The 23,246-nt window shown below is 29.8% G+C and carries 18 protein-coding genes; 16 read left to right on the top strand and 2 right to left on the bottom strand.

The window, feature by feature from the left end:
• The first annotated feature begins 121 nt into the window (after positions 1–121).
• The 6 genes from ACRDDY_RS02085 (at position 122) to ACRDDY_RS02060 (ending at position 6,836) form a co-directional block, all read left to right on the top strand.
• Positions 122–1,939 carry a MutS-related protein gene (locus ACRDDY_RS02085; RefSeq protein WP_438563314.1) on the top strand — a complete coding sequence of 606 codons (1,818 nt, stop codon included), beginning with the start codon at positions 122–124 and terminating at the stop codon, positions 1,937–1,939.
• A 19-nt stretch (positions 1,940–1,958) separates the two neighbouring features.
• A complete protein-coding gene (locus ACRDDY_RS02080) occupies positions 1,959–2,876 on the top strand; it encodes an exonuclease domain-containing protein (RefSeq protein ID WP_438563313.1) in 918 nt (305 codons plus the stop codon).
• A gap of 69 nt (positions 2,877–2,945) precedes the next feature.
• A complete protein-coding gene (locus ACRDDY_RS02075; protein ID WP_438563312.1) occupies positions 2,946–3,356 on the top strand; it encodes a CBS domain-containing protein in 411 nt (136 codons plus the stop codon).
• Between the two features lie 249 nt (positions 3,357–3,605).
• Positions 3,606–3,875, top strand: coding sequence for a metal-sensing transcriptional repressor (locus tag ACRDDY_RS02070; protein ID WP_438563311.1), 270 nt, complete (start codon positions 3,606–3,608; stop codon positions 3,873–3,875).
• A 13-nt stretch (positions 3,876–3,888) separates the two neighbouring features.
• Positions 3,889–6,570, top strand: coding sequence for a heavy metal translocating P-type ATPase (locus ACRDDY_RS02065; protein ID WP_438563310.1), 2,682 nt, complete (start codon positions 3,889–3,891; stop codon positions 6,568–6,570).
• 62 nt (positions 6,571–6,632) lie between these two features.
• Positions 6,633–6,836, top strand: a complete 204-nt coding sequence (locus ACRDDY_RS02060) for a heavy-metal-associated domain-containing protein (protein WP_438563309.1) — start codon at positions 6,633–6,635, stop codon at positions 6,834–6,836.
• Positions 6,837–6,894: 58 nt separating this feature from the next.
• On the opposite strand, the gene ACRDDY_RS02055 is transcribed toward ACRDDY_RS02060, so the two are convergent.
• Positions 6,895–7,494: a hypothetical protein gene (locus tag ACRDDY_RS02055; protein ID WP_438563308.1), complete on the bottom strand. Its 600-nt coding sequence runs from the start codon at positions 7,492–7,494 to the stop codon at positions 6,895–6,897.
• 148 nt (positions 7,495–7,642) lie between these two features.
• Here ACRDDY_RS02055 and rpsA point away from each other — a divergent pair, with 148 nt between their 5' ends.
• Positions 7,643–8,824 carry a 30S ribosomal protein S1 gene (rpsA, locus tag ACRDDY_RS02050; RefSeq protein ID WP_438563307.1) on the top strand — a complete coding sequence of 394 codons (1,182 nt, stop codon included), beginning with the start codon at positions 7,643–7,645 and terminating at the stop codon, positions 8,822–8,824.
• Between the two features lie 49 nt (positions 8,825–8,873).
• On the opposite strand, the gene pyk is transcribed toward rpsA, so the two are convergent.
• Positions 8,874–10,307, bottom strand: coding sequence for a pyruvate kinase (gene pyk, locus ACRDDY_RS02045; RefSeq protein ID WP_438563306.1), 1,434 nt, complete (start codon positions 10,305–10,307; stop codon positions 8,874–8,876).
• A gap of 151 nt (positions 10,308–10,458) precedes the next feature.
• Between pyk and ACRDDY_RS02040 the strand changes: the two genes are divergently transcribed.
• The 9 genes from ACRDDY_RS02040 (at position 10,459) to ACRDDY_RS02000 (ending at position 23,054) form a co-directional block, all read left to right on the top strand.
• A complete protein-coding gene (locus ACRDDY_RS02040) occupies positions 10,459–11,907 on the top strand; it encodes an aminoacyl-histidine dipeptidase (protein WP_438563305.1) in 1,449 nt (482 codons plus the stop codon).
• A 190-nt stretch (positions 11,908–12,097) separates the two neighbouring features.
• Positions 12,098–12,874 (top strand): SPOR domain-containing protein, encoded by a 777-nt coding sequence (locus ACRDDY_RS02035; protein ID WP_438563304.1) that lies wholly within the window; start codon positions 12,098–12,100, stop codon positions 12,872–12,874.
• 186 nt (positions 12,875–13,060) lie between these two features.
• Positions 13,061–13,630 (top strand): Maf-like protein, encoded by a 570-nt coding sequence (locus tag ACRDDY_RS02030; protein WP_438563303.1) that lies wholly within the window; start codon positions 13,061–13,063, stop codon positions 13,628–13,630.
• A 36-nt stretch (positions 13,631–13,666) separates the two neighbouring features.
• Complete coding sequence (gene radC / locus ACRDDY_RS02025; protein WP_438563302.1) at positions 13,667–14,356, top strand: RadC family protein; 690 nt, start codon at positions 13,667–13,669, stop codon at positions 14,354–14,356.
• A gap of 20 nt (positions 14,357–14,376) precedes the next feature.
• Positions 14,377–15,393: a rod shape-determining protein gene (locus ACRDDY_RS02020; protein WP_438563301.1), complete on the top strand. Its 1,017-nt coding sequence runs from the start codon at positions 14,377–14,379 to the stop codon at positions 15,391–15,393.
• A 1-nt stretch (position 15,394) separates the two neighbouring features.
• Complete coding sequence (mreC, locus tag ACRDDY_RS02015; protein WP_438563300.1) at positions 15,395–16,246, top strand: rod shape-determining protein MreC; 852 nt, start codon at positions 15,395–15,397, stop codon at positions 16,244–16,246.
• Positions 16,247–16,257: 11 nt separating this feature from the next.
• Positions 16,258–16,752, top strand: coding sequence for a rod shape-determining protein MreD (mreD, locus tag ACRDDY_RS02010; RefSeq protein ID WP_438563299.1), 495 nt, complete (start codon positions 16,258–16,260; stop codon positions 16,750–16,752).
• On the top strand, positions 16,749–19,793 hold the full coding sequence (locus tag ACRDDY_RS02005) for a penicillin-binding transpeptidase domain-containing protein (RefSeq protein ID WP_438563298.1): 3,045 nt from the start codon (positions 16,749–16,751) through the stop codon (positions 19,791–19,793). The genes mreD and ACRDDY_RS02005 overlap by 4 nt, the downstream gene beginning before the upstream one ends.
• A gap of 207 nt (positions 19,794–20,000) precedes the next feature.
• On the top strand, positions 20,001–23,054 hold the full coding sequence (locus ACRDDY_RS02000) for a penicillin-binding transpeptidase domain-containing protein (RefSeq protein WP_438563297.1): 3,054 nt from the start codon (positions 20,001–20,003) through the stop codon (positions 23,052–23,054).
• Positions 23,055–23,246: the final 192 nt, after the last annotated feature.

The raw sequence follows: 23,246 nt of genomic DNA, 5'->3' as shown, positions 1-23,246 counted from the left end.
AATTTAGAAACAATATATAATGCAATGAAATAAAGGAAGAGATATTTATATACTCTTCCCTTTTTCTTGTTAACTTATGGTATAATTTACATAAAACAATAAAAAGGAGTAAAAAATATTAATGAATGCACTAAAATTTTATGAAGAAAATATAAAAGAGAGTAGAATTAAGATAGAACAAATAGATAAAAAAAGTTTAGCAATAGGTTGGAGTAGATTAGTAGTAATAATTCTTTTAATTTTTTCAGTATATAAATTTTATTCAAGTGGAAAAGGTACTTTAGCAATTATAAGTGGAGCTTTTTTTATAGTTGTATTTATTTTAGTAGCTTTTTTACATAATAAAATTTTAAAACAAAAGAAAAGTCATGAATTAATGATAGAAATAAATGAAAAAGGCTTAAGAAGGTTAAATGGTGAGTTTAAAAATGAAAAGGATTGTGGAAAAGAATATATAGATGAAAAACATCCATATACACATGATTTAGATATTTTTGGAGTAAATTCTCTTTTTCAACTTATAAATACTACTGTAACTCGTGGTGGTAGAAATAGATTGTTTAAAATCTTAAGTGAAAATGAAACAATAGATGCAAAAGAAATTAAGAAAAAACAAGAGGGGATAAAAGAACTTGGGAAAAAGGTATCTTGGAGACAAAAATTAATATTAAAAGGGCTAATGAATGTTAGTAATAGTAATCAAGAATTAAATGAGATAGAGTATTTAAAAGAATGGAGCAAGACTAAAAGAAATAAAGGAACATTAAAAAAGTATATAGCCATTTTCTTTATTATAATAACTTTTGGTTGGATAGCTTTATCAGTTGTAGGAGTTTTAAGATGGAGTGAATTACTTATAGTTCTAATGGTAAACTATTTAGTTATAAAAAGTTTAACTAAAGATAGTAAAGAAGAGTTAGAAATGTTTGCACTTATGAAGTCTACAATAAAAGCATATTCAGAGATATTAGCACTTATTGAAGATGAGAGTTTTGAATCGGAGTACTTAAAAGAAATAAAAAGTAAGATAAATAATAAAGATAAAAATATATCATGTAAGAAAGAGATGAAAAAACTTGCATCTATCTTAGATTGGGTTGGAGATAGTCATGGAAATGCATATTATTTAATTATAAATTTATTTATATTTTCAGATGTATTTTTAGTATCTAATTTAGAGAAGTTTAGAGAAAAAAATGGGGAATATTTAAGTGAATGGCTAGAGGCAATGAACGAATTTGATGCATTAGGAAGTGTTTCAAATTTAGCATTTGACTTTGAGGAATGGACTTATCCTGAAATAGTGGAAGAAAAGATTGTTAAAGCTAAAGAAGTTGGGCATCCTATTTTAGGGAAAAGAGCTGTGAGAAATAATTATGAATTAAATGAGTATACAAAAACAACATTAATTACAGGGTCAAATATGTCAGGAAAAAGTACGTTTTTAAGAACAATTGGGTTAAACTTAGTTCTTTCATATTTAGGAGCACCTGTTAATAGTGATGAATTTAAATGTGGAATGTTTGATTTATATACGTGTATGAGAACTAAGGATAATTTAGAGGAGAGTATATCATCCTTTTATGCTGAGATTTTAAGAATAAAACTTTTAATTGAAGGAGCAAAAAGTGGAAAAAGAATTTTCTTCTTATTAGATGAAATATTTAAGGGTACAAATTCAGAAGATAGACATACAGGGGCAAAAGTTCTTATAAATCAACTTATTGATTCAGGAGCTGTAGGAATTGTATCAACACATGATTTAGACTTATGTGATTTAGAAGAAAAGGATAAGAGAATCCAAAATAAAAACTTTAGAGAATACTATGAAGATGGAAAGATAAAATTTGACTATAAGCTAAGAGATGGAAGAAGTAGAACTCAAAATGCAATACACCTTATGAAGCTTGCAGGAATAGATTTTAACGAAAAAGAGTAAGGGAGTAGAAAAAGGGGTTATGGGATATGTAATAATTGATTTAGAATTCAATAGATTAGATAATATAGAAAGATATTATCCTAATATATATGAAGAGTATAAAGAACTTAGGGATATTGAAATTGAGAGTGAGATTATAGAAATTGGTGCTATAAAGGTGGATCAATATATGAAAATAGAGGATGAATTGAAGGTATATATAAAGCCTTCAATCTTTCCTATTTTAAATCCTGAAATAATAAATATTACAAAAATAACAAATGAAGATTTAGAAAAAGGGATTTCATTTAAAGAAGCTATAGATAGGCTAAAAGCATTTATAGGAAATAATATTTTATGCTCATGGGCAAAAGATGATGTAGCACAAATAATAATAAACTCACATTTTCATAAATATGAAGATATAAAATGGGTGAAAAAATATTTGGATATTCAAGAGTATGTAACAAAAGTTATAGGTGCTAAAAAATCATTAAGCCTTAAAAATGCTTTGATGAGACTTAATATAAAGGCTGATGATAATCTTTTACATGATGCATTAAACGATGCAAATTATACAGTGCAAGCTTTTAAACAATTATATAATTATAGAATTGTTAAAAACTATATAGTTGATAATATATATGATATGCCAGCTATAAATTTAAGGTGTGTTGATAATATGAATTTAGATTATTCTAAAATAAAATCAATATGTCCTAAATGTAGAAGAAAATTAGTCTTAGATTTCGATTATATGCCAGCTAGATGGAGATTCCTTTCAGTTGGAATTTGTCCTAAATGTCATTCAACAATTTTAAATGAAGTTATTATAAAGAAGACTCTTCATGGAAAAGTTATATACTCTGAAATTGGAAGTATATTAAATGAGATAGAGTATTCAGACTATATGTATAAATTAGAAAAGTATTTTATCAAATTGGAAAAACAAAGTTAAGAGTTATATTATACAAGATAGTGTGATAGAATATAAGTGTAAATAAATATTATTTAGGAGAAGAAAGAAATGAATATAGCGTTTTTCCTTACACCAAAAAATGAGGTTATTTATGAGAATGTAGAGGCAACTATGAGACAAGTTATGGAGCGTATGGAGCATCACGGATATACAGCTATACCTATTCTTGATAATAGAGGAAAGTATGTAAAGTCCATAACTGAGGGAGACTTGTTATGGAAGCTTAAAAATACGCCAGAATTAAGTTTTAAAAATACAGAGACTGTAAAAGTTGATGAAGTAAAATGTAGAAGAAATCACAAAAGTGTGTCAATAAATGCAGATATAGAAAGTCTTATATCACTTGCAGTAAATCAAAATTTTGTTCCTGTAGTAGATGATGAGGGAATATTTATAGGGATAATAAAAAGAAGTGATATAATTGAATTCTGTTATAAAGAGATGAAGGAAAAGATATAAAGTTAAAACTCTTATTAAGCAATGAGGCTTAGTAAGAGTTTTTTTATTGAGAAAAATTAGGAGGAGGAATTTAAATAGAGATATAGATAAATGTGAATAAATGAAGTCGTATTATAAAAAGATGTGCATAAATAATAAAACTTAAAAAGGGAAAAATAAAATTAAATTCTAAAAAGTTTGACATAAAAGAAAAAGAGATATATATTATAAATATAAGAACCCCCACCTAGGGGGGAGGGGAGTAAAGAGATGAATGATGAAAAAAAGAAAGCACTACAATCTTTAAAAACTTGTAGAGGTCAAATTGAAGCAATAATTAAAATGATAGAGGATGGAAGATATTGCATTGATATTTCTAATCAAATAATAGCAGCACAAGGGCTTTTGAAAAAATCAAATAAATTGATTCTTTCACAACATATGCATCATTGTGTTAAAGAAGCTTTAGATAATGAGGAAGAAAAGGAAGCTAAGGTTGATGAGATTATGAGTATATTAACTAAGCTTATAGATAAATAGGGAGGAGATTAAGGTGAAAAAACTATTTACAGTAAAAGGAATGACCTGCGCTGCTTGTTCAAGTAGAGTAGAGAGAGTTCTTAACAAGAAAGATGGAGTTAATGAAGCTGTAGTAAATTTAGCTACAGAAAAGTTAAATATAGATTTTGATAAAGATAAAATAAATACTGACGAAATATTAGAAACTATAAAAAAAGCTGGATATGAAGGCGTTGAAGAAAAGAATGATAGTGAGGTTAAAAGAGAATTTAATGTTACTGGAATGACTTGTGCATCATGTTCAAGCAGAGTGGAAAGAGTTCTTAATAAAAAAGAAGCAGTAGAAAAGGCAGTAGTAAATTTAGCAACTGAGAAATTAACTATTGAATTTAATAAAGATGAAATGAGCGAAGATGACATTATTGAAACTATAAGAAAAGCAGGATATGATGCATCAGTAATAGATGAAAAGAAAATGGCTCATAAACATTACAAAGTAAAAGGAATGACTTGCGCATCATGTTCAAGTAGAGTAGAAAGAGTTTTAAATAAACTTGATGGAGTAGAAAAAGCAGTAGTAAACTTAGCAACAGAAGATTTAAATGTTGATTATGATAGTAGCGTTTTAAGAGGAAGTGATATTGAAAATACTGTTAAAAAAGCAGGATATGAGGCTTTTGAAGTAGATGAGAAGGTGCAAGAGGAAACTCCAAGAAGTAGAGCAGAGAAAAAAATTAAAAAAACTAGATTAAGACTTATATTAGCTGCAATATTTGGTATTCCATTATTATTAATTGCAATGGGACCAATGTTCCATATGCCATTACCAAATATTATTGATATGCATACACATCCATTAAACTTTGCAATTATTCAACTTATATTAGCAGTAATTATAATTATTATAGGAAGAGATTTCTTTATACATGGATTTAAAAATTTAGCACATTTAAGTCCGAATATGGATAGTTTGATTGCTCTTGGAAGTACAGCAGCAACTTTATATGGTATTTATGCAATATATAAAATTGCCACAGGACATTTAGAATTTGTACATCATTTATATTTTGAGTCAGCAGGACTTATAGTTGTATTTATTAGTTTAGGTAAATTCCTAGAAGCTATAACACAAGGAAAAACTTCTGATGCTATTAATAAGCTTATGGGACTTGCACCAAAAACTGCAACTATTATTATAGATGGTGAAGAAAGAACAGTTAAAATTGATGAAGTTAAAACTGGAGATATAGTTTTAGTTAAGCCAGGAGAAAAGCTTCCAGTTGATGGTGAGATTGTAGAAGGATCATCAGCTATTGATGAGGCAATGCTTACAGGTGAAAGTATTCCAGTTGAAAAAAATGTAGGAGATAGTGTTATTGGTGGAAGTATAAATAAAACAGGAATGTTTAAATTTAAAGCTACTAAAGTAGGTAAAGATACAGCATTATCACAAATTATAAGTTTAGTTGAAAGTGCACAAGGAACTAAAGCTCCAATTGCAAGAATGGCAGATGTAATTTCAGCATACTTTGTTCCAACAGTTATTATTTTAGCAATACTTGCAACTCTTGCTTGGTACTTCTTTGGTGGAGTAGGATTAGAGTTCTCACTTAATATACTTATTTCAGTATTAGTTATAGCATGCCCATGTGCTCTAGGATTAGCAACTCCTACAGCAATTATGGTAAGTACAGGTAAAGGAGCAGAGAATGGAGTATTAATTAAAAGTGGTACTGCACTCGAAGAAGCTCATAAATTACAAACAGTTGTATTTGATAAAACAGGAACTATAACAGAAGGTAAACCAAAAGTTACAGATATTGTTTCTACTGGAATGGATGAAAATGAAGTTTTAAGGTTTGCAGCAGCTGCTGAAAAAGGTTCAGAGCATCCACTTGGAGAAGCTATTGTAAATGAAGCGAAAGATAGAAATTTAGATTTACCAAAAATTGATGAATTCAATGCAATCTTAGGAGAAGGAATTGAAACTAAAATTGAAGGGAAAGATATTATTATTGGTAACAGAAAAATAATGGATAGATTCTCTATTAATATAGATTCTATTGAAGAAAAAGCACATAGCCTTGCAGATATGGGGAAAACACCAATGTTTATGGCAATAGATGGGGTTTTTAATGGAATCATTGCAGTTGCAGATACAGTAAAAGAAAACAGTAAAAGAGCTGTTAAAGCACTTCAAGATATGGGAATTGAAGTAGTTATGCTTACGGGTGATAATGAAAAAACTGCAAAAGCAATTGCAAGTCAAGTTAATATAGATAGAGTAGTATCTGATGTATTACCTGAAGGAAAAGCAGATGTAGTTAAAACTATTCAAGCAGAAGGTAAAAAGGTAGCAATGGTTGGAGATGGTGTAAATGATGCACCAGCACTTGTAACAGCAGAGATTGGTATTGCAATTGGTTCAGGTACAGATGTAGCCATAGAATCAGCAGATGTTGTATTAATGAGAAGTGATATATTAGATGTTGTATCAGCAATTCAGTTAAGTAAAGCAACTATAAGAAACATAAAGGAAAATCTTTTCTGGGCATTTGCTTATAATGTAGTTGGTATTCCATTTGCAATGGGAATTGTATATGCACTTGGAGGGCCATTATTAAATCCTATGATAGCAGCATTTGCAATGAGTTTAAGTTCAGTGTCAGTATTATTAAATGCTTTAAGATTAAAAAGATTTAAACCTAAATTTTAATATAGTGCCATAACAAGGGGCTTTGTACCTTGTGAATAAAAATTATTGAGGAGTGAATTATTATGGCAAAATTAGTAGCTAAAATAACAGGAATGTCTTGTGGACATTGCGTAAAACACGTAGAGGATGCATTAAAAGATAATGCAAAAGTAGATAACTTTGATGTTAAAATAGGTCTTGCAACTGTAGAAGGAAGCATAACTAAAGATGAGTTAAAAGAATTAATTGAAGAAGAAGGATACGACGTAGTAGAAATCGCTGAATAATTAATTGAAAATGGACTATCTCAAAAGATTATTTATATAATCCTATGAGATAGTCCTTTTAAAATATAATATTATATTCTTTTAGAAATTCATTAAAGTGAATATCAAAAGCAGATTCATCTTCAAAAAGGTCAGAGAATTCTGGAGAAGGTTTAGAATTAATAACTTTAGAGAAAGTTTCGTTTAAAGAAGTTACATTTTTAGAAAGGTTAAGTAGTTTATTAGAGAAATCTTTAATTGATAAGGTGAATATATCTTTGAATATAAATTTTGAAATTGATAAGGAATTAGAATAGTTTTGTTCAAGAATGTCATATTCATCTTGAATAGAAGAGAGACTTTCATTTATAATTTTAAATTCCTTTGATAATAACAAGGAGTTTTTAAGAATAAAGTTATAAATTATATTTTCACGATAGTATTTAAAGAATCCTTTTTTACAAAGAGAAAGATTATTTTTATTAGCAGAGGCGTGAATTTTAGAAATATAATTTTGGATGTTATCTAAAGAGGATATAGAAGTTTTATTGAAAGTATCAATTTTATTCTTTAAAATTGATATTTTAAGTGAAATTTGATCTAAATCTTCCTTGATATCTAAAAGTGTTTCATAGTTTTTTTTGTTTTTTTTAGACTGTAAATTTGCAAAAAAATTCAATGTGAAGCCCTCCAAAAAAATTATATATAATAATTATATGAAACTTTTAGTTAAAAGGTTATAATGTTAGAGATTAGAAAATAGTTGAGAAAAAATACCCAATAGATTAGAATTAGATATATACTTATTTAAAAAAGGAGTGAATAGCATGAGTAACGAAAACAGTATGCAAGAATTATTAGATCAATATGATGTAAAAACTATTAAAAAAGGTGAAGTTTTAGACGGAACTATAATAAGCGTAGATGAAAAAGGTGCGAACGTTAATATAAATTATGCATTTGATGGATTTATTTCAAAAGATGAGGTAAGTAATAAAGACGTTAATATAACTGAAGAGTTAAAAGAAGGAGATAAAATTAGAGTTATAGTTTTATCACCAAATGATGGAGAAGGGACTGTAGTTCTTTCAAGAAGAAGATTATTAGAAAGAGAAGAGAGAGAAGCTATTAAAGCAGTATTAAGAGAAGAAGGAAAAGAATTAAAAGAAGCTTTTGAAAATGAAACTCCAGTTAATGTTCATGTTCAAGAAGAGATAAAAGGTGGACTTTTATGTTATTATGGAAAAACTAGAGTATTTATGCCAGGTTCATTAATTAGTAGACGTAAAACTAATGGTAAAGATTTAGTTGGAGATGATTTAGAAGTTAGAATAATTGAACTTGACTTAAAAAATAATAAAGTTATAGCTTCAAGAAGAGCTTTAGAAGAAGAGGCATTTAAGGCAGAAGAAGAAAAGAACTGGAACTCATTAAAATCAGGAGAAAAAATAACAGGTACTGTTAGAAATACAACTAAGTTTGGAGCATTTGTTGAAGTTCTTCCAGGAGTTCAAGGTTTAGTACACATTAACGATTTAGCTTGGGAAAGAGTTAGAAACGTTGAAGATGTAGTTAAAAAAGGAGATACTGTTGAAGTATTTATAGGAAATGTTGATAAAGAAAATAAAAGATTATCTCTTATTTTAAAAGACAACTTACAAGAGCCATGGACACTAAATGCAGATAGCTTAAAGAGTGGAGAAATCTTAGAAGGTAAAGTTAAGAAACTTGCTAAGTTTGGAGCTTTCGTTGAATTATTTAAAGGTGTAGAAGGATTAGTTCACTTAAGTGAAATAACTCCAGAACCAATTAAAGATCCAGCAGAAGCTGTTAAAGTTGGAGATGTAGTTAAAGTTAAAGTTTTAAGTGTTGATTTAGATGCAAAAAAATTATCACTTAGCATAAAAGATGCTTCAGGAAAAACTAGAGAGTATGTAAACTATGAAGATAATTCAGAAGAAGATGTTACTTTAGGAGATCTTTTTGCAGATTTAAAAAGTAAATTATAAGATATAAGAAAGAGCCCAGAGCAAAGATTTTGCTTTGGGCTTTTTAAAGTTAAATTTTTTCTATTTTAAGCATATTAGTTCCACCAGTATGATTTGTTGGCATTCCTGCTGCAACTATAATTTCATCACCTTTATTTATAAAATCATAATTGCTAGCTATTTTTTTAGCTTCTAGTAAAATTTCATCTGTCGAATTAAAATGATCACAATGTGCTGGAATAACACCAAAGTTTAAAGCAAGACTACGGCGAACTCTCGCATAAGGTGTAATTGCAATAATGTGGGCCTTAGGTCTGTATTTAGAAATAAGTCTAGCTGTTGAACCAGATTGAGTTGCAGCAACTATTGCTTCTGCATCAATTGAGTTTGAAGTTCTACATGCAGAATAACTTATAGCATCAGCAAAGGAATCAGAATTGATATTTACACGGCCTTCTAAAATTGCACTAATTTTAAGATGCTCATAATTAAGATGTGCTTCAGTTTCTTTTGCTATTTTTGACATGGTTTGAACAGCTTCTAGAGGGAATGAACCAGATGCACTTTCACCACTAAGCATAATAGCATCAGTTCCATCAAAGATAGCATTACAAATATCACAAGCTTCGGCACGTGTTGGAATTGAATTTCTAATCATTGAATCAAGCATTTGTGTTGCAGTAATAACAACTTTTCCAGCAAGATTACATTTTTTTATAATACTTTTTTGTAATATAGGAACTTTTTCAATGGGAATTTCAATTCCCATATCTCCACGTGCAACCATAACTGCATCAGTTACTTTTAAAATCTCATCTATATTTTCTACACCTTCTTGGCTTTCAATTTTAGCAATGATTTTAATATGTTTCCCATTATGAGAGTCTAAAATATTTCTAACATCAAGTATGTCGGAAGCTTTTCGAACAAAAGAGGCTGCAATAAAATCTACATCGTTTTCACAACCAAAAATAATATCTTCTTTATCTTTTTCAGTTACAGAAGGGAGATTTATGGAGATATTAGGAACATTGACTCCTTTGTGGTTCTTAATTATGCCACCAACAGTTACAATACATTTTATTTCTTTATCAATAATTTCTGTTATTTTAAATTGAAGGACACCATCATCAACAAGGATATGTCCATCTTTTTTAACATCTTTATATAATTCATCATAAGTTACAGAACATTTGGTATTATCCCCTAAAACTTCTGTTCCACAAATAAATGAAAATGGAGCACCTTTTTCTAAAAGAACACCATCATTTATAAAGTTATGAGTTCTAATTTTAGGGCCTTTAATATCAAGTATAATAGAGGTAGTAGTTTTCAGTTCATCTCTAAGCTTTTTAATTAAATCAATTTTTTCTTTGTGAGATTCATGACTGCCATGAGAAAAATTTAATCTTGCAGCACTCATACCAATTTTAATGAATTCTCTTAAAATATCTTCACTATCACTAGCAGGACCAATTGTAAAAATCATTTTTGTTTTTTGCATAGGAATCACCTCTTAAAATAAATTTTTTAAAGATAACTTTAGTATTAATCATAGATAGTATGAGCAAACTTTTAATATGTTAACACTATGTGATATACTAAAATTAACTACAATATTATTTTAACACTAAAATGAGAAGGAAGGAATAAAAATGGAAAAAATATCAAATATAGAACCAAAAGAAGTTTTTAGTTACTTTGAAGAAATTTCAAGAATACCAAGAGGATCAGGAAATGAGAAGGGAATAAGTGATTATTTAGTTTCATTTGCAAAGAAATTAGGATTAGAAGTTATACAAGACGAAACACTAAATATAATAATTAAAAAACCTGCAACTAAAGGATATGAAAATGCGCCAGGAGTAATACTTCAAGGGCATATGGACATGGTTTGTGAAAAAAATAAAGGAACAGAGCACGACTTTCTAAAAGATCCAATTAAGCTAAGAGTTGAAGGAGATAATATTTTTGCAACTGGAACTACTCTTGGAGCAGATAATGGAATAGCTATAGCTTATGGAATGGCTGTACTTGCAAGCAATGAAATAGAACATCCTGCAATAGAATTATTATTAACTGTTGATGAAGAAACAGGAATGACTGGAGCGATGAACATTAATAAAAAAGATGTTGATGGTAAAATTCTTTTAAACCTTGATTCTGAGGAAGAAGGCGAACTACTATTAAGCTGTGCAGGTGGAATAAGAAGTAAATCTGTAATTAAAATAGAAGAAGAAAATGTAGGTAATGAATACACTCCTTTAGAAATAAAGGTAAGAGGTCTTAAAGGTGGACACTCTGGAATGGAAATAAATAAGGGACGTGGAAATTCTAATAAGTTAATGGGAAGAATCTTAAAAGAGTTATTAGGAAAATTTGATATAAGACTTTCTTATATTGAAGGTGGTTCTAAAAATAATGCAATTCCAAGAGAAGCAGATGCGATAATCCTTGTAAAATCATCTGATATAAAAGATGTAAAAGATGTAGTTTTAAATTTAGAAGGTACATTTAAACATGAATTAAAAGTACAAGATCCAGATGTAAGTTTAGAAGTATCAGAAGCTAAAGCTAGTAAAATGTTTACTAAAGATGTAACAGAAAGAGTAATAAATCTTTTATATCTTTATCCTAATGGAGTAAACACAATGAGCAAAAGTATGCATGGATTAACTGAAAGTTCAACTAACTTAGGAATAGTTAGTACAGAGAATGGTGAAGTTATTTATGATAGTGCTATAAGAAGTTCAGTAGGTTCATTAAAAGATGAAATTACATTAAGAGCACAAACTGTTACAGAACTTTTAGGTGGAGAATTTACAACTAATGCAGGATATCCAGAGTGGGAGTATAATCCAGATTCTAGAATAAGAGAAATCTGTATAGATGTTTATAAAAAGATGACTGGTGAAGAACCAAAACTTACAGCAATACATGCTGGTGTAGAGTGTGGATTATTTAAAGAAAGATTAGGAAATCTAGATATGATAAGTTTTGGTCCAAATCTTTATGATGTTCATACACCGAATGAGCATATGAGTATTTCTTCAGTAAAAAATGTATGGGAGTATTTAATTAAAATACTAGCAGAGATAAAATAAAATATATTTAAGAAAAAGGGCTTTTTCAAGAGTGAAAGAGTCCTTTTTCTATTTAATTAGAGAAGTGTAATAAAAGAAATAATAAAAATTTATTTTTCCAATTTTATTGAAATTTAACTACATAATGAATATTAAAATGAAGTGAGTAATATATATAAATATAAAGATGGTGCTTTTAGGGGAGGGGAAAATGAGATATACAAGATATAATCATAATAACAATAATAATAGGCGTGGTGGGGGACGTAGAGGAAAAAATAATTTTTTTCTTATAGGACTTGCAGTTTGTATTCCACTAGCAATAGGAATAGGGATGATTTTTGGACCAATGATATTTAAACAAGGTGAGGGAATTGAGGGGAGAGAGAAAAAGCCTCCAGTTACAAAGGAAGATGATGCAAATAAAAAAAATGATGAAACAATGAAACCACAACCAGTGGATGAAAAGGAGAAAAATAATAAAGAAGCAGTAGAAAAAGAAAGCTTCTTTATATTGCAATGTGGTGTATATGGAAAAGAAGAAAATGCAAAAACAGCATTAAAAGAAGTACCAGAAGAGTTTAATAAGTTTATCTCTAAAGATGGAGATAAGTTTAAGGTTATAGCAGGAATATATAAAGATGAAGAGGCTAAAAAGAAATCGGATGAATTAAGTAAAGATGAAATAGTTAATGTGAAGATTAGGACAGAAATACCAAAGGGTGATGCTAATGGGGTAAAGCTTTCTAAAATCATGGTAGCATATATGGATATAATTGAAAAGTTTGAAAATAAAGATACTAAAAGTGTGAATGTAGAAGAATTTAAAAAATGGACAGAAGAACTAAAAGATACAAAAAATGAAGAAAATGATGAAGTAAAAAAATTAAAAGAACATATAAAAAGTTTACCAAAAGTATTAGAAAGAAAAGATATTCAAAAATCTGTTGAATATGTATATAACATCTTAAATAAATACAGAGTTTAAAATAAATCTTAAAAAAAAATTAAATGAAGTAAAGCTACTTGTTAAGGTAGCTATAAAATGATAAACTAATTAAGGTGTAGTGTAAAGTAAACTGCACCTTAAATTGCGTTTGAAGAATATTATTATGAATAGAAATCATTTATTCTTGTTAATAATATAGATAGACAGCTGTTTAGGAGGGAAACTATGGATTTTATATTAGCGTCAGCCTCAGTGAGAAGGAAAGAACTTTTAAAAAGAATAGTAGAAAATTTTACTGTAGTAGAAAGTCATTTTGATGAGAGTTCAGTAAAATATTCTAATAGTCCTAAGAGTTATGTTGAGGAATTAGCGATTAAAAAGGGGGAAGCCATATTAGATAATGTAAACGAAGATACAATAATAATATCGGCAGACACAGTAGTTTCAATAAATAATAAGATTCTTGAAAAGCCGAAAGATGAAGAAGATGCATATAAGATGTTAAAGAAATTAAGCGGAAAAGTGCATGAAGTTTATTCAGGTGTTTCGATTTATAACACAAAAACTAAGGAAAGAATAACAGAAAGCCTTAAAACAGAAGTAAGATTTTCAAATCTTACTGATCAGGAAATATGGGATTACATAAAAAGTGGAGAACCACTTGATAAAGCAGGGGCATATGGAATTCAAGGCTTAGGTGGAGTTTTTGTTGAAGAAATTAAAGGATGTTATTATAATGTGGTTGGATTACCACTGAATAAGGTAGCAAAAATTTTAAAAGAAATTGAACAATAAACATGGGGGGGTATTCTAAATTTAAGGAGTATTTTTATGAAAGAAAAAGCTTTAAAAGTTTTAGATATACCTAAAGGCGAAAGGCCACAAGAAAAATTAATTAGTTTTGGAGCGGAAAGTCTTACTGATGCAGAACTTATAGCACTTGTATTACGAACAGGGGTTAAGGGAGAAAATGTTATAACCTTAAGTCAACGAATAATAGCAGAGCTTGGGGGATTTAATGGTATGATGGAAGCTTCATTAGACGATATAAAGAAGATTAAAGGAATAAAAGATTCAAAAGGAACTAGAATTTTAGCTATTGTAGAAATTGCTAGAAGACTTGGAAGTTTGAGAAATTTAGAAAAAAAGAAAGTAACTAAAGCAAATGATTTAGTAGAATTTCTTTATCCTGAAATGTCGACTTTAAATCAAGAAGTTTTAAAACTTATAGTTTTAAATACAAAAAATGAAATGATAAAAGTTAAAGATGTATTTAAAGGTAGTTTAAACTCAGCTATAGTACATCCAAGAGAGATATTTAATGAAGCGTTAAAATCTAGTGCTGCTTCAATAATTATATGCCATAATCATCCTTCAGGAGACCCAACTCCGAGTAAGGAAGATATCATGATTACTAAAAGAATAAGTAGTTGTGGTGAATTGTTAGGAATAAATCTAACAGATCACATAATAATTGGAGACAATAAGTATGTGAGCCTAAGAGAAAAAGGAATTATATAACTGAAAGGGGAATAAACGAAATGGGATTTTTTGGAACAAGTAAAGACATGGGAATAGATTTAGGAACAGCGAATACACTAGTATTTGTAAAAGGTAAGGGTGTAGTTTTAAGAGAACCATCAGTTGTTGCTATAAATAATACCACAAGAAAACCATTAGCAGTAGGAACAGAGGCAAAAATGATGATAGGAAGAACTCCAGGAAACATAGTTGCTATAAGACCATTAAGAGATGGAGTTATTGCTGACTTCGATATTGCACACACAATGATAAAATCATTAATTGAAAAAGGTGCAAGTAAAAGTGCATTTAAAGCACCAAGAATAATAGTATGTTATCCATCTGGGGTTACAGAAGTAGAAAAAAGAGCAATTGAAGAAGCTACAAAACTTGCAGGAGCTAGAGAAGTTATTCTTATGGAAGAACCAATGGCAGCTGCAATAGGAGCAGGACTTCCAGTTAGTGAACCAACAGGAAGCATGATAGTTGATATCGGTGGAGGAACTACTGAGGTCGCTATAATTTCACTTGGAGGAATCGTTACTAGTAAATCATTAAGAGTTGCTGGAGACGAATTAGATCAATCAATTATTGGATATGTTAAAAAAGAATTTAATTTAATGATAGGTGAAAGAACATCTGAACAAATAAAAATGGAAATTGGGTCTGCTTATGATGTAGATGGTGAAAATAGAATTATGGAAATTAAAGGAAGAGATATGATAACCGGTCTTCCAAAGATTGTTGAAATATCAGAATCACAAATAAGAGAAGCTCTTAAAGAGCCTGTATATGCTATTATTGAATCAATAAAAACGACTCTAGAAAAGACGCCACCAGAACTTGCTGCAGATATTATGGAAAAAGGTATTATGTTAGCCGGTGGTGGAGCAATGTTAAAAGGGTTAGATGAATTAATAACTAAAGAAACTAACATGCCAGTTCACATTGCAGAATCTCCTTTAGATTGTGTTGTTTTAGGTGCAGGAAAAGCATTAGAAGACTTTGACAAGATAAGCAAGGAAGATAGATTATAGAATGAGAGTTCGTAAAAACAAACTGGCAGTCACTGTTGTAGTGCTGTCAGTTGTATTTTTAGCTTTAATAACATGGAGCTTTAAGAGTTCAGAAAGAGATATGATAGCTAGTGGTGCTGGAGCCGCATTAAATCCGATTCAAAAAATAACATATACAATAAACTCAAAGATAAAAGGATTTGTAGACCTTTGTTTAAATTTTACAGAAGTAAAAGATCAAAATGTGCAGTTAGAAGCTGAGAATGCACAACTTAAAAATCAACTTCTACAGTATTCAGGGTTAGCAAATGAAAATACGCAATTAAGAAAAGAATTGAATTTTGAAAATGAAAATAATGAATATAAATATATAGCTACACACATAATAGGATATAGTGGTGGAAATATATTAAATGGATATGTAATAGATAAAGGTTCAGATAGTGGAGTTAAAAAAGGATATGTAGTAATTGCACCAAATGGATTAGTAGGTCAAGTTACTTCTGTTGGAACAAACTGGTCAATTGTTAAGAGTATTTTAAATGAAAATATTGCAGTAGCAGTTAAAATTCAAAATACTAGTGACAATACAGGAATATTAAGAGGAATTAGAGAAAATCAAAATCAAGCAATTGCTAAGGTTGAAAATCTTCCAATGAATTCAACAGTTAAAGCAGGAGATACAGTAGTTACTTCTGGACTTGGTGGAATATATCCACAGAATATACCAGTAGGAACAGTTGAATCAGTTATAGATGACAAAGTAAATATTATGAAGACGGCAACTATTAAGCCAGCAGTTAACTTTAATCAAGCTGAATACTTATTTGTAGTTGTTCCAAAAAATACTCGTGAAATAAACTACAGTAATTAAGAGGTGAGGGCATGAAGAGAATAATAATAATTTTAATATGCATAATCCTCTTAATATTTGATAATACAGTGGCACCTTTCATAGCAATAAAGGGTGCCTTCCCAAGTTTATTATTTGTATTTGCAGTAGCATATTCATTAGTAAATGAACCAAAGGAAGCTGTTTTTATTGGGGTGCTTAGTGGGCTACTACAAGATGTTTTCTTTAATAATGCAATAGGAATTAATGCATTAACAAATATGCTTATATGTCTTTTAGCAGCATATATAGGGAAAAGTGTATTTAAAAGAAGGAATATTGTACCAGTAGCAACTATGTTTGCAATGACTATTTTAAAGCATTTAGCAGTATTTATTATATTTTATGCAATGCATTATAAAGTTGATTTAAGTAACATAATTTATGTTGCGATATATAATTCAATAATAATGCTTATAGTATATAGATATGTTTTCAAATTTTCTAAACAGAAAGTAAGTTTGAGGAGTAAGTGGAGGCTTAGATGATAGTTAATAAACCAAAGAAGAAAAAGAATAAGAGATTCTCTAGATATACAGTTTTTAAAGTCATAATGGGAATCATTTTTGCAGCTATATGTGCAAGGCTTATCTATATTCAAATAATTGAACATAGTTACTATAAAAATATAGCTAGCCAAAATGCAACTAGGTTTATTGAGGAAGACGCTCCAAGAGGAGAGATTCTAGATAACCAAGGAAATGTTTTAGCAACTAACAGAGATATCTATAATCTAACTTACACAGAACCATCAGTAGGAGAAGTTGATTTTTATCAAACTATCGATGAAGTATTTAGGATAATAAACGATAATCATGATAAACTTATCAATTCTATGCTTTTAAAGATGAATTCAAGTGGTGATTTATATTATGGATATGATACAAATACTGATAGTGGAAAACAATATGAGTTAGTAAGATATCTTAGAGATATAGGAATGAATGAAGTAGTTCAAACAAAACTTTTTGGAGACGAAATTCAAGCATTAAGTCAAGAACAAACAACTGAAATAAATAATGCTTTATTAAAAGTAACTCCAGATCAAGCTTTTGATTATTTAGTAAAAGAATATAATATTATAGGTCTTATTGAGCCAATGCCAAATTCACCAGCAAACAATGCAACAAGAAAAGAAAAAGATGAATACAAGGTTCAAATGAAATCTTATAATGCTCAAATGGCTATTTATAATAAAATGACTGGTGCACAGCAGTTAGATTTATTAATGAAAAAAGGTTATACAAAACAGCAAATTATGAATTATATTATTGTTAAAGATGAAATAAAAATGCAAAGTTTTAAAGGTGAAAGAACAGTTACTATTGCATCTAATATTAAAAAGAGCACGGCTTTTGATGTTTATCAAGAATTAGATAGACTTCCAGGAGTAAATGTTCAAATGCAACCAGTAAGATATTATCCTTACAACAACTTAGCATCATCAGTAATTGGATATTTAACTCCGATTAGTGGAACACAGCAAGCAGAGTATGAGTTGCAAGGATACAATGTTAGTACTGCATTAGTTGGTGCGTCAGGTATTGAAGCTTCGTATCAAGAATATTTAAGAGGACAGCCAGGAGGGCAAGTTGTTAAAGTTGATGCGCAAGGAAGAACAACAGCGAAACTAGATACAATAAATCCATATCCAGGAGATAATGTTCACTTAACTATTAATAAAGGGGTTCAATATGCACTTCAAGAGTCATTAAAAGATACAATGGCTTATGTAAGAGCAAACTGTACAGATAACTTAGGAGTAGGAAATTATGGATTCCCTAATGCGACTAGAGGAGCTGCAGTTGTTGTAGATGTTCATAATGGGAATATATTAGGAATGGCAAGTTATCCGAATTTTAATCCAAATCTTTTTGCAATACCAGGACAACTTACACAAGCTCAATATAATGAGTATTTTAATCCTAATTTGCAAGCATTTGGAGAAAAGATAGCTAGCGAGCCAGGGGTTACAATGTCAGTAAATCAAATGTTCCCAATAGGGCCAGATGGACAAAGACAAGATAAATATAACCTTTATCCAAAACCATTCTATAATTATGCAACAATGGGGGCAATTCCACCAGGATCAATATTTAAACCAATGACTTCGACTGCAGCAATGCAGGAAGGAGTATACTCTCCAGGAGAATATGTTGATTGTCCTGCGAAGTTTAACATGTACCCACAAGTATTTGGTAAAGGCTTTGATCCAGAAGGATGGTATGGAAGAGCAACAGGTCAAGGATTTGGACCAATAACACTTCAAACAGCGCTTGAAAGATCAAGTGACGTATTCTATTATGAAATGGGATATAGATTATATATGCATGCATTAGCAACTACTAAGCTAAAGGGGCAACAAGCACAAATATATGCTTTAAACTCCCTAGCAAGATGGGCATGGCAGTTTGGACTTGGACATAATCCAGATCAACCAACGGATGAGCCAACAGGGATAGAAATTCCTGAAAATAATTATGGGCAAGTATATGATTTCCAAAGCTTTAAAGCGGATACAATACTTTATGCAAAATATAATTTAAATGCATTTTTAGTTAAAGGGCAGTATGATTCATTAAGTTTCTTACCTATAACTTTAGCAACAGATTCGAAAGATTCTAAAGAGGTTGCAGATCTTAAAACTACTATTAAAAATCAAGTTAACACAAGATTAGAGGCGGTAGGAACAAGTAATCCACAACCAGATGCAAATGCATTTTATGCACAAGTTTATCCAAATGTTTTAAAATTAATGCAAGATTCACCAACGTATCAAGCAGAGTTTAAAGCATATAAAGATAAAAATCCAAGTGCGAGCTTACAAAATCAAGCAGAAGCAGTATCAACTACTATTGCTGATTTTACAATAGAAGATCAAAACCAAATGCTTTCACCAGCACAACTTATATATGCATGTATAGGGCAAGGTATAAATCACTTTACACCTATTCAACTTGCATCATATGCAATGGCAATAGCAAATGGAGGAACTAGATATAAATTACATTTAGTTAGTGAAGTAACTACACCATCAGGTCAAGTAGTTCAAAAAACAGAACCACAAGTATTAAATAAAATTCCAATGAGTCAAAGTACAATAGATACTATACATGAAGGAATGAGATTAGTTACATCAGGTTCTCAAGGAACAGCAATTGCGTCATTTGGAAACTTCCCAATACCTACAGCAGGTAAAACAGGAACAGCGGACGTTTCAGCAGATCAAAGAACATATGGAAGAGCTCCATATGCAACTTATATAGGATTTGCTCCATATAAAAATCCACAAATTGCCGTAATGGTAGTTATGTATGATGGAGCTATGGCTCAAATGGTAGCGAAAGCTGCATATGAAGCATATTTTAAAAATGAGCTTATTAAGATGGGATATAAATCTGCAAGCTTTACTCAATATGTTTTAGATGCACCAGCTGATAACTATCCAGGAAGTCAAAAAGCTAATGAAGAAATGGCAAAATTAAGAAAAACTGATAGTGTCGGTGGAGAAATTACTCCAGCAAACTAATTAAGAAAAAATTAATTTAATTAAAAAAATCCGTAGAAAAATGAATTTTCTACGGATTTTTTCTTTTACATTTTAATATTTATGGTAAAATATTAAATGTAATAGAATTTTTTGAAAAATTTATGAAAAATAAGTTGTAAAGATGTTTAATATTAATTAAATACTTATTTTATGAATATTTAGAATGAAAATAAGGTGGAGGGGTAGATGATAGTAAATAAACCTAAGAAGAAAAAAAAGAAGGTATCAAGATATAAGGTAGCTAAAATTGTAATGCTAGGTGTTTTTACAGTAATAGGAATAAGAGTGCTTTATATTCAAATTTATAAACATAATCATTATAAAGAGATAGCAACAGAAAATGCAACAAGGTTTATAGCACAAGATGCACCAAGAGGAAATATTGTAGATGATAATGGAAATATACTTGCAACAACAAAAGAAATTTATAATATTACATATACAATGCCATCAACAGGGGAAGATAATTTTTATAAAACTATGGGAAAAATTTTTAGCATTTTAAAGGATAATAAGGAGAACTTAGAAGATGATATGATGTTAAAGTTAAATGATAAAGGGCAATTTTATTTTTCATATAAAAGTAGTTCAAGTGAAGCGCAGGAATATGAAAAAATAAGATTCTTAAGAGATAGGGGAATGAATGAGAAAATTCAGGTTAAACTATTTGGTCCAGAGAAAAAAGATTTTAATGATACAGAAGTAGCAGAAGTTAATGCAGAGTTATTAAAAATAACTCCGGAAGAAGCTTTTGATTATTTAATTAAAACATATGGATTAATTTCGTTAATATGTCCAAAACCACAACAACCAGCAGGAAATTTAACAAAAGAGCAAAAAGATGCTTATAATAAGGAACTTGGAGAATACAACTTAAAAATGCAAGAGTACAAAAATATGACTGGTGCAGATGAACTTAAGCTTTTACTTCAGAAGTATCCGTTGGAAGAGATAAGAGATTACGTTGTAGTAAAAGATGCAATGAAAATGCAAAGTTTTAAAGGATATAGAGCAGTAACTATAGCAAATAATATAAAGAAAAATACAGCATTTATTATATATCAACAATTGAATGAATTACCAGGAATTGATGTAGACCTACAGCCAGTAAGATATTATCCATATGATAATTTAGCATCATCAGTTTTAGGATATGTATCACCAATAGATAGTTCATTAAAAGATGAATATTCATTAAGAGGCTATGATGTATCTACAGATTTAGTTGGTAAAGCTGGAATTGAAAAAGCATATGAAGATGAACTTCGTGGAACTCAAGGTGGAAAAACAGTTAAAGTAAATTCACAAGGAAGAATTACAGATAACTTATTCAACCTAGAATCCTATCCAGGAGACAATGTACATTTAACAATAGATAAGAATGTTCAATATGCAATGCAAGAGTCTTTAAAAGATACAATAGATAATATAAGAACAAATATAAAAGATAATCAAGGTCACACTTTCCCAAATGCAACAAGAGGGGCTGCACTTGCAGTAAATGTAAAAACTGGAGCTATAATTGCTATGGCAAGTTATCCAGATTATAATCCTAATATGTTTGCAATTCCAGGACAATTAGATCAACAGGAATATGAAAAATATTTCAATCCTGATTTAGAGGCTTTTGGAAAGAAGGAAGCAGCTATACCAGGGGTTACAAAAACAGTAGATGAATTATTCCCAAAAGACAAAAATGGTAATAGAGAAGATAAATATGATTTATATCCAAAACCATTTTATAACTATGCAACGCTTGGAACAATGCCACCAGGTTCAATATTCAAGCCACTTACAGCTATCGCAGCACTAGAAGAAGGAGTAACAACTCCAAATGAAACTGTAAATGCAACAGGAGTATTTAATACACATCCAGATGTTTTTGGAAAAGGCTTTGCACCACAATGTTGGATATATTCAGATTCACATGGTTCACATGGACCTACTGATGTTGAAAAAGCTCTGCAAGTATCATGTAACTTCTATTTCTATGAAATGGGATATAGATTATATGAACATGCACTTAAAACAACAGACTTAAAAGGAAATGAAGCACAGATATATGCTTTAAATTCACTTGCAAGATGGGCATGGAAGTTTGGACTTGGGCATAACCCAGATAGTAAGTCTAATCCTAGTACAGGACTTGAAATACCTGAGAATACAAATGGGCAGGTATATAATTTCCAAAGTTATAAAGATAATGCTATACAATTCTCTAAGTTTAACTTAAACACATATTTAACAGAAGGAAATTATCAAGGTATATATAAGTTTGCTCCATTTGATTTTGCAGCAAATAAAAATGACTCACAACAGCTTTCAGATTTAAAAACAAAATTAAAGAATACTATAAATACTAGATTAAATGCAGTAGGTACTGATAAGCAGGTAGCAGATTATAACCAGTTCTATGATGAAATTTATCCAATAGTACAAAAGATAATGGAAGTTTCACCACAGTATAAAAAATCATTTGAAGAGTATCAAAAAAATCATAAAAATGTAAGTATTGATGAGCAAGCTAAAACTGTAAGTACAGTAATAACTCAATTTACTATAAGAGATGTAGCAGGAGAAATTATGTCTCCAGCACAACTTGTATATGCAGCTATAGGGCAAGGTATAAATAACTTTACACCAGTACAACTTGCATCATATATATCAACACTTGCAAATGGAGGAACAAGATATAAACTTCACTTAGTTGATGAAGTAACTACTCCAGATGGGAAAGTTATAAAGAAAGAAGAGCCTCAAGTTTTAGAACAGTTGAACTTAAATAAAACAGATTTAGCAGCTGTTAAAGAAGGGATGAGAAGAGCAAATGATTCTGAGGGAGGAACAGCAGAATCAGTATTTGGAAATTTCCCAATAGAGACGGCAGGTAAAACAGGAACAGCAGATTATGCAGAAAATCAAAGAGATTTTGGTAGATCTCCATATGCAACTTACGTAAGTTTTGCTCCATTTAATGATCCTGAAATTGCATTTGTAGGTGTAATTTATGATGGAGGTCATGGAGGATATACAGCAAATGTTGCAAGGTCTACTTATGAGGCATACTTTAAAGATGAATTACTTAAGAAAGGGTATACATCATATACTTTTAATAAATATGTCTTAAATGCACCAAAGGATAATTATCCAGGTAGTACAGGGGGAAAAGAACTTCAAAAGCAAAAAGCGGAAGCTAAAAAAGAACAAAGCCAAATAATGAATGAGTTTGGAACTAATTAAATAAAAATTCATAAAAGTTATTCTGAAGTAGACAAAAAACTACTGAAGAATAACTTTTTTTTATAAAATTTTAAAATAACTATTCATTAAGGAGAAAAAATATGGTAATATTATTAATAATATGTTAATAAAAAGTGAATTTAAATGTGTATAATTAATATATAAGAGTATTTTGAGGGAATGGAGATTAGT

Source organism: Clostridium sp., assembly GCF_051656525.1.
Classification (GTDB): Bacteria; Bacillota; Clostridia; order Clostridiales; family Clostridiaceae; genus Clostridium.
This window is presented reverse-complemented; position numbering and strand designations above follow the sequence as displayed.

What these genes read in the sequence shown, in the direction of transcription:
- ACRDDY_RS02080 (WP_438563313.1), top strand. Translation starts at nt 1,959, where the DNA reads ATGGGATATGTAATAATTGATTTAGAATTCAATAGATTAGATAATATA.
- radC (WP_438563302.1), top strand. Translation starts at nt 13,667, where the DNA reads ATGAAAGAAAAAGCTTTAAAAGTTTTAGATATACCTAAAGGCGAAAGG.
- ACRDDY_RS02005 (WP_438563298.1), top strand. Translation starts at nt 16,749, where the DNA reads ATGATAGTTAATAAACCAAAGAAGAAAAAGAATAAGAGATTCTCTAGA.
- ACRDDY_RS02075 (WP_438563312.1), top strand. Translation starts at nt 2,946, where the DNA reads ATGAATATAGCGTTTTTCCTTACACCAAAAAATGAGGTTATTTATGAG.
- ACRDDY_RS02040 (WP_438563305.1), top strand. Translation starts at nt 10,459, where the DNA reads ATGGAAAAAATATCAAATATAGAACCAAAAGAAGTTTTTAGTTACTTT.
- rpsA (WP_438563307.1), top strand. Translation starts at nt 7,643, where the DNA reads ATGAGTAACGAAAACAGTATGCAAGAATTATTAGATCAATATGATGTA.
- ACRDDY_RS02060 (WP_438563309.1), top strand. Translation starts at nt 6,633, where the DNA reads ATGGCAAAATTAGTAGCTAAAATAACAGGAATGTCTTGTGGACATTGC.
- pyk (WP_438563306.1), bottom strand. Translation starts at nt 10,307, where the DNA reads ATGCAAAAAACAAAAATGATTTTTACAATTGGTCCTGCTAGTGATAGT.
- ACRDDY_RS02020 (WP_438563301.1), top strand. Translation starts at nt 14,377, where the DNA reads ATGGGATTTTTTGGAACAAGTAAAGACATGGGAATAGATTTAGGAACA.
- ACRDDY_RS02030 (WP_438563303.1), top strand. Translation starts at nt 13,061, where the DNA reads ATGGATTTTATATTAGCGTCAGCCTCAGTGAGAAGGAAAGAACTTTTA.
- ACRDDY_RS02035 (WP_438563304.1), top strand. Translation starts at nt 12,098, where the DNA reads ATGAGATATACAAGATATAATCATAATAACAATAATAATAGGCGTGGT.
- ACRDDY_RS02070 (WP_438563311.1), top strand. Translation starts at nt 3,606, where the DNA reads ATGAATGATGAAAAAAAGAAAGCACTACAATCTTTAAAAACTTGTAGA.
- ACRDDY_RS02085 (WP_438563314.1), top strand. Translation starts at nt 122, where the DNA reads ATGAATGCACTAAAATTTTATGAAGAAAATATAAAAGAGAGTAGAATT.
- ACRDDY_RS02000 (WP_438563297.1), top strand. Translation starts at nt 20,001, where the DNA reads ATGATAGTAAATAAACCTAAGAAGAAAAAAAAGAAGGTATCAAGATAT.
- mreD (WP_438563299.1), top strand. Translation starts at nt 16,258, where the DNA reads ATGAAGAGAATAATAATAATTTTAATATGCATAATCCTCTTAATATTT.
- mreC (WP_438563300.1), top strand. Translation starts at nt 15,395, where the DNA reads ATGAGAGTTCGTAAAAACAAACTGGCAGTCACTGTTGTAGTGCTGTCA.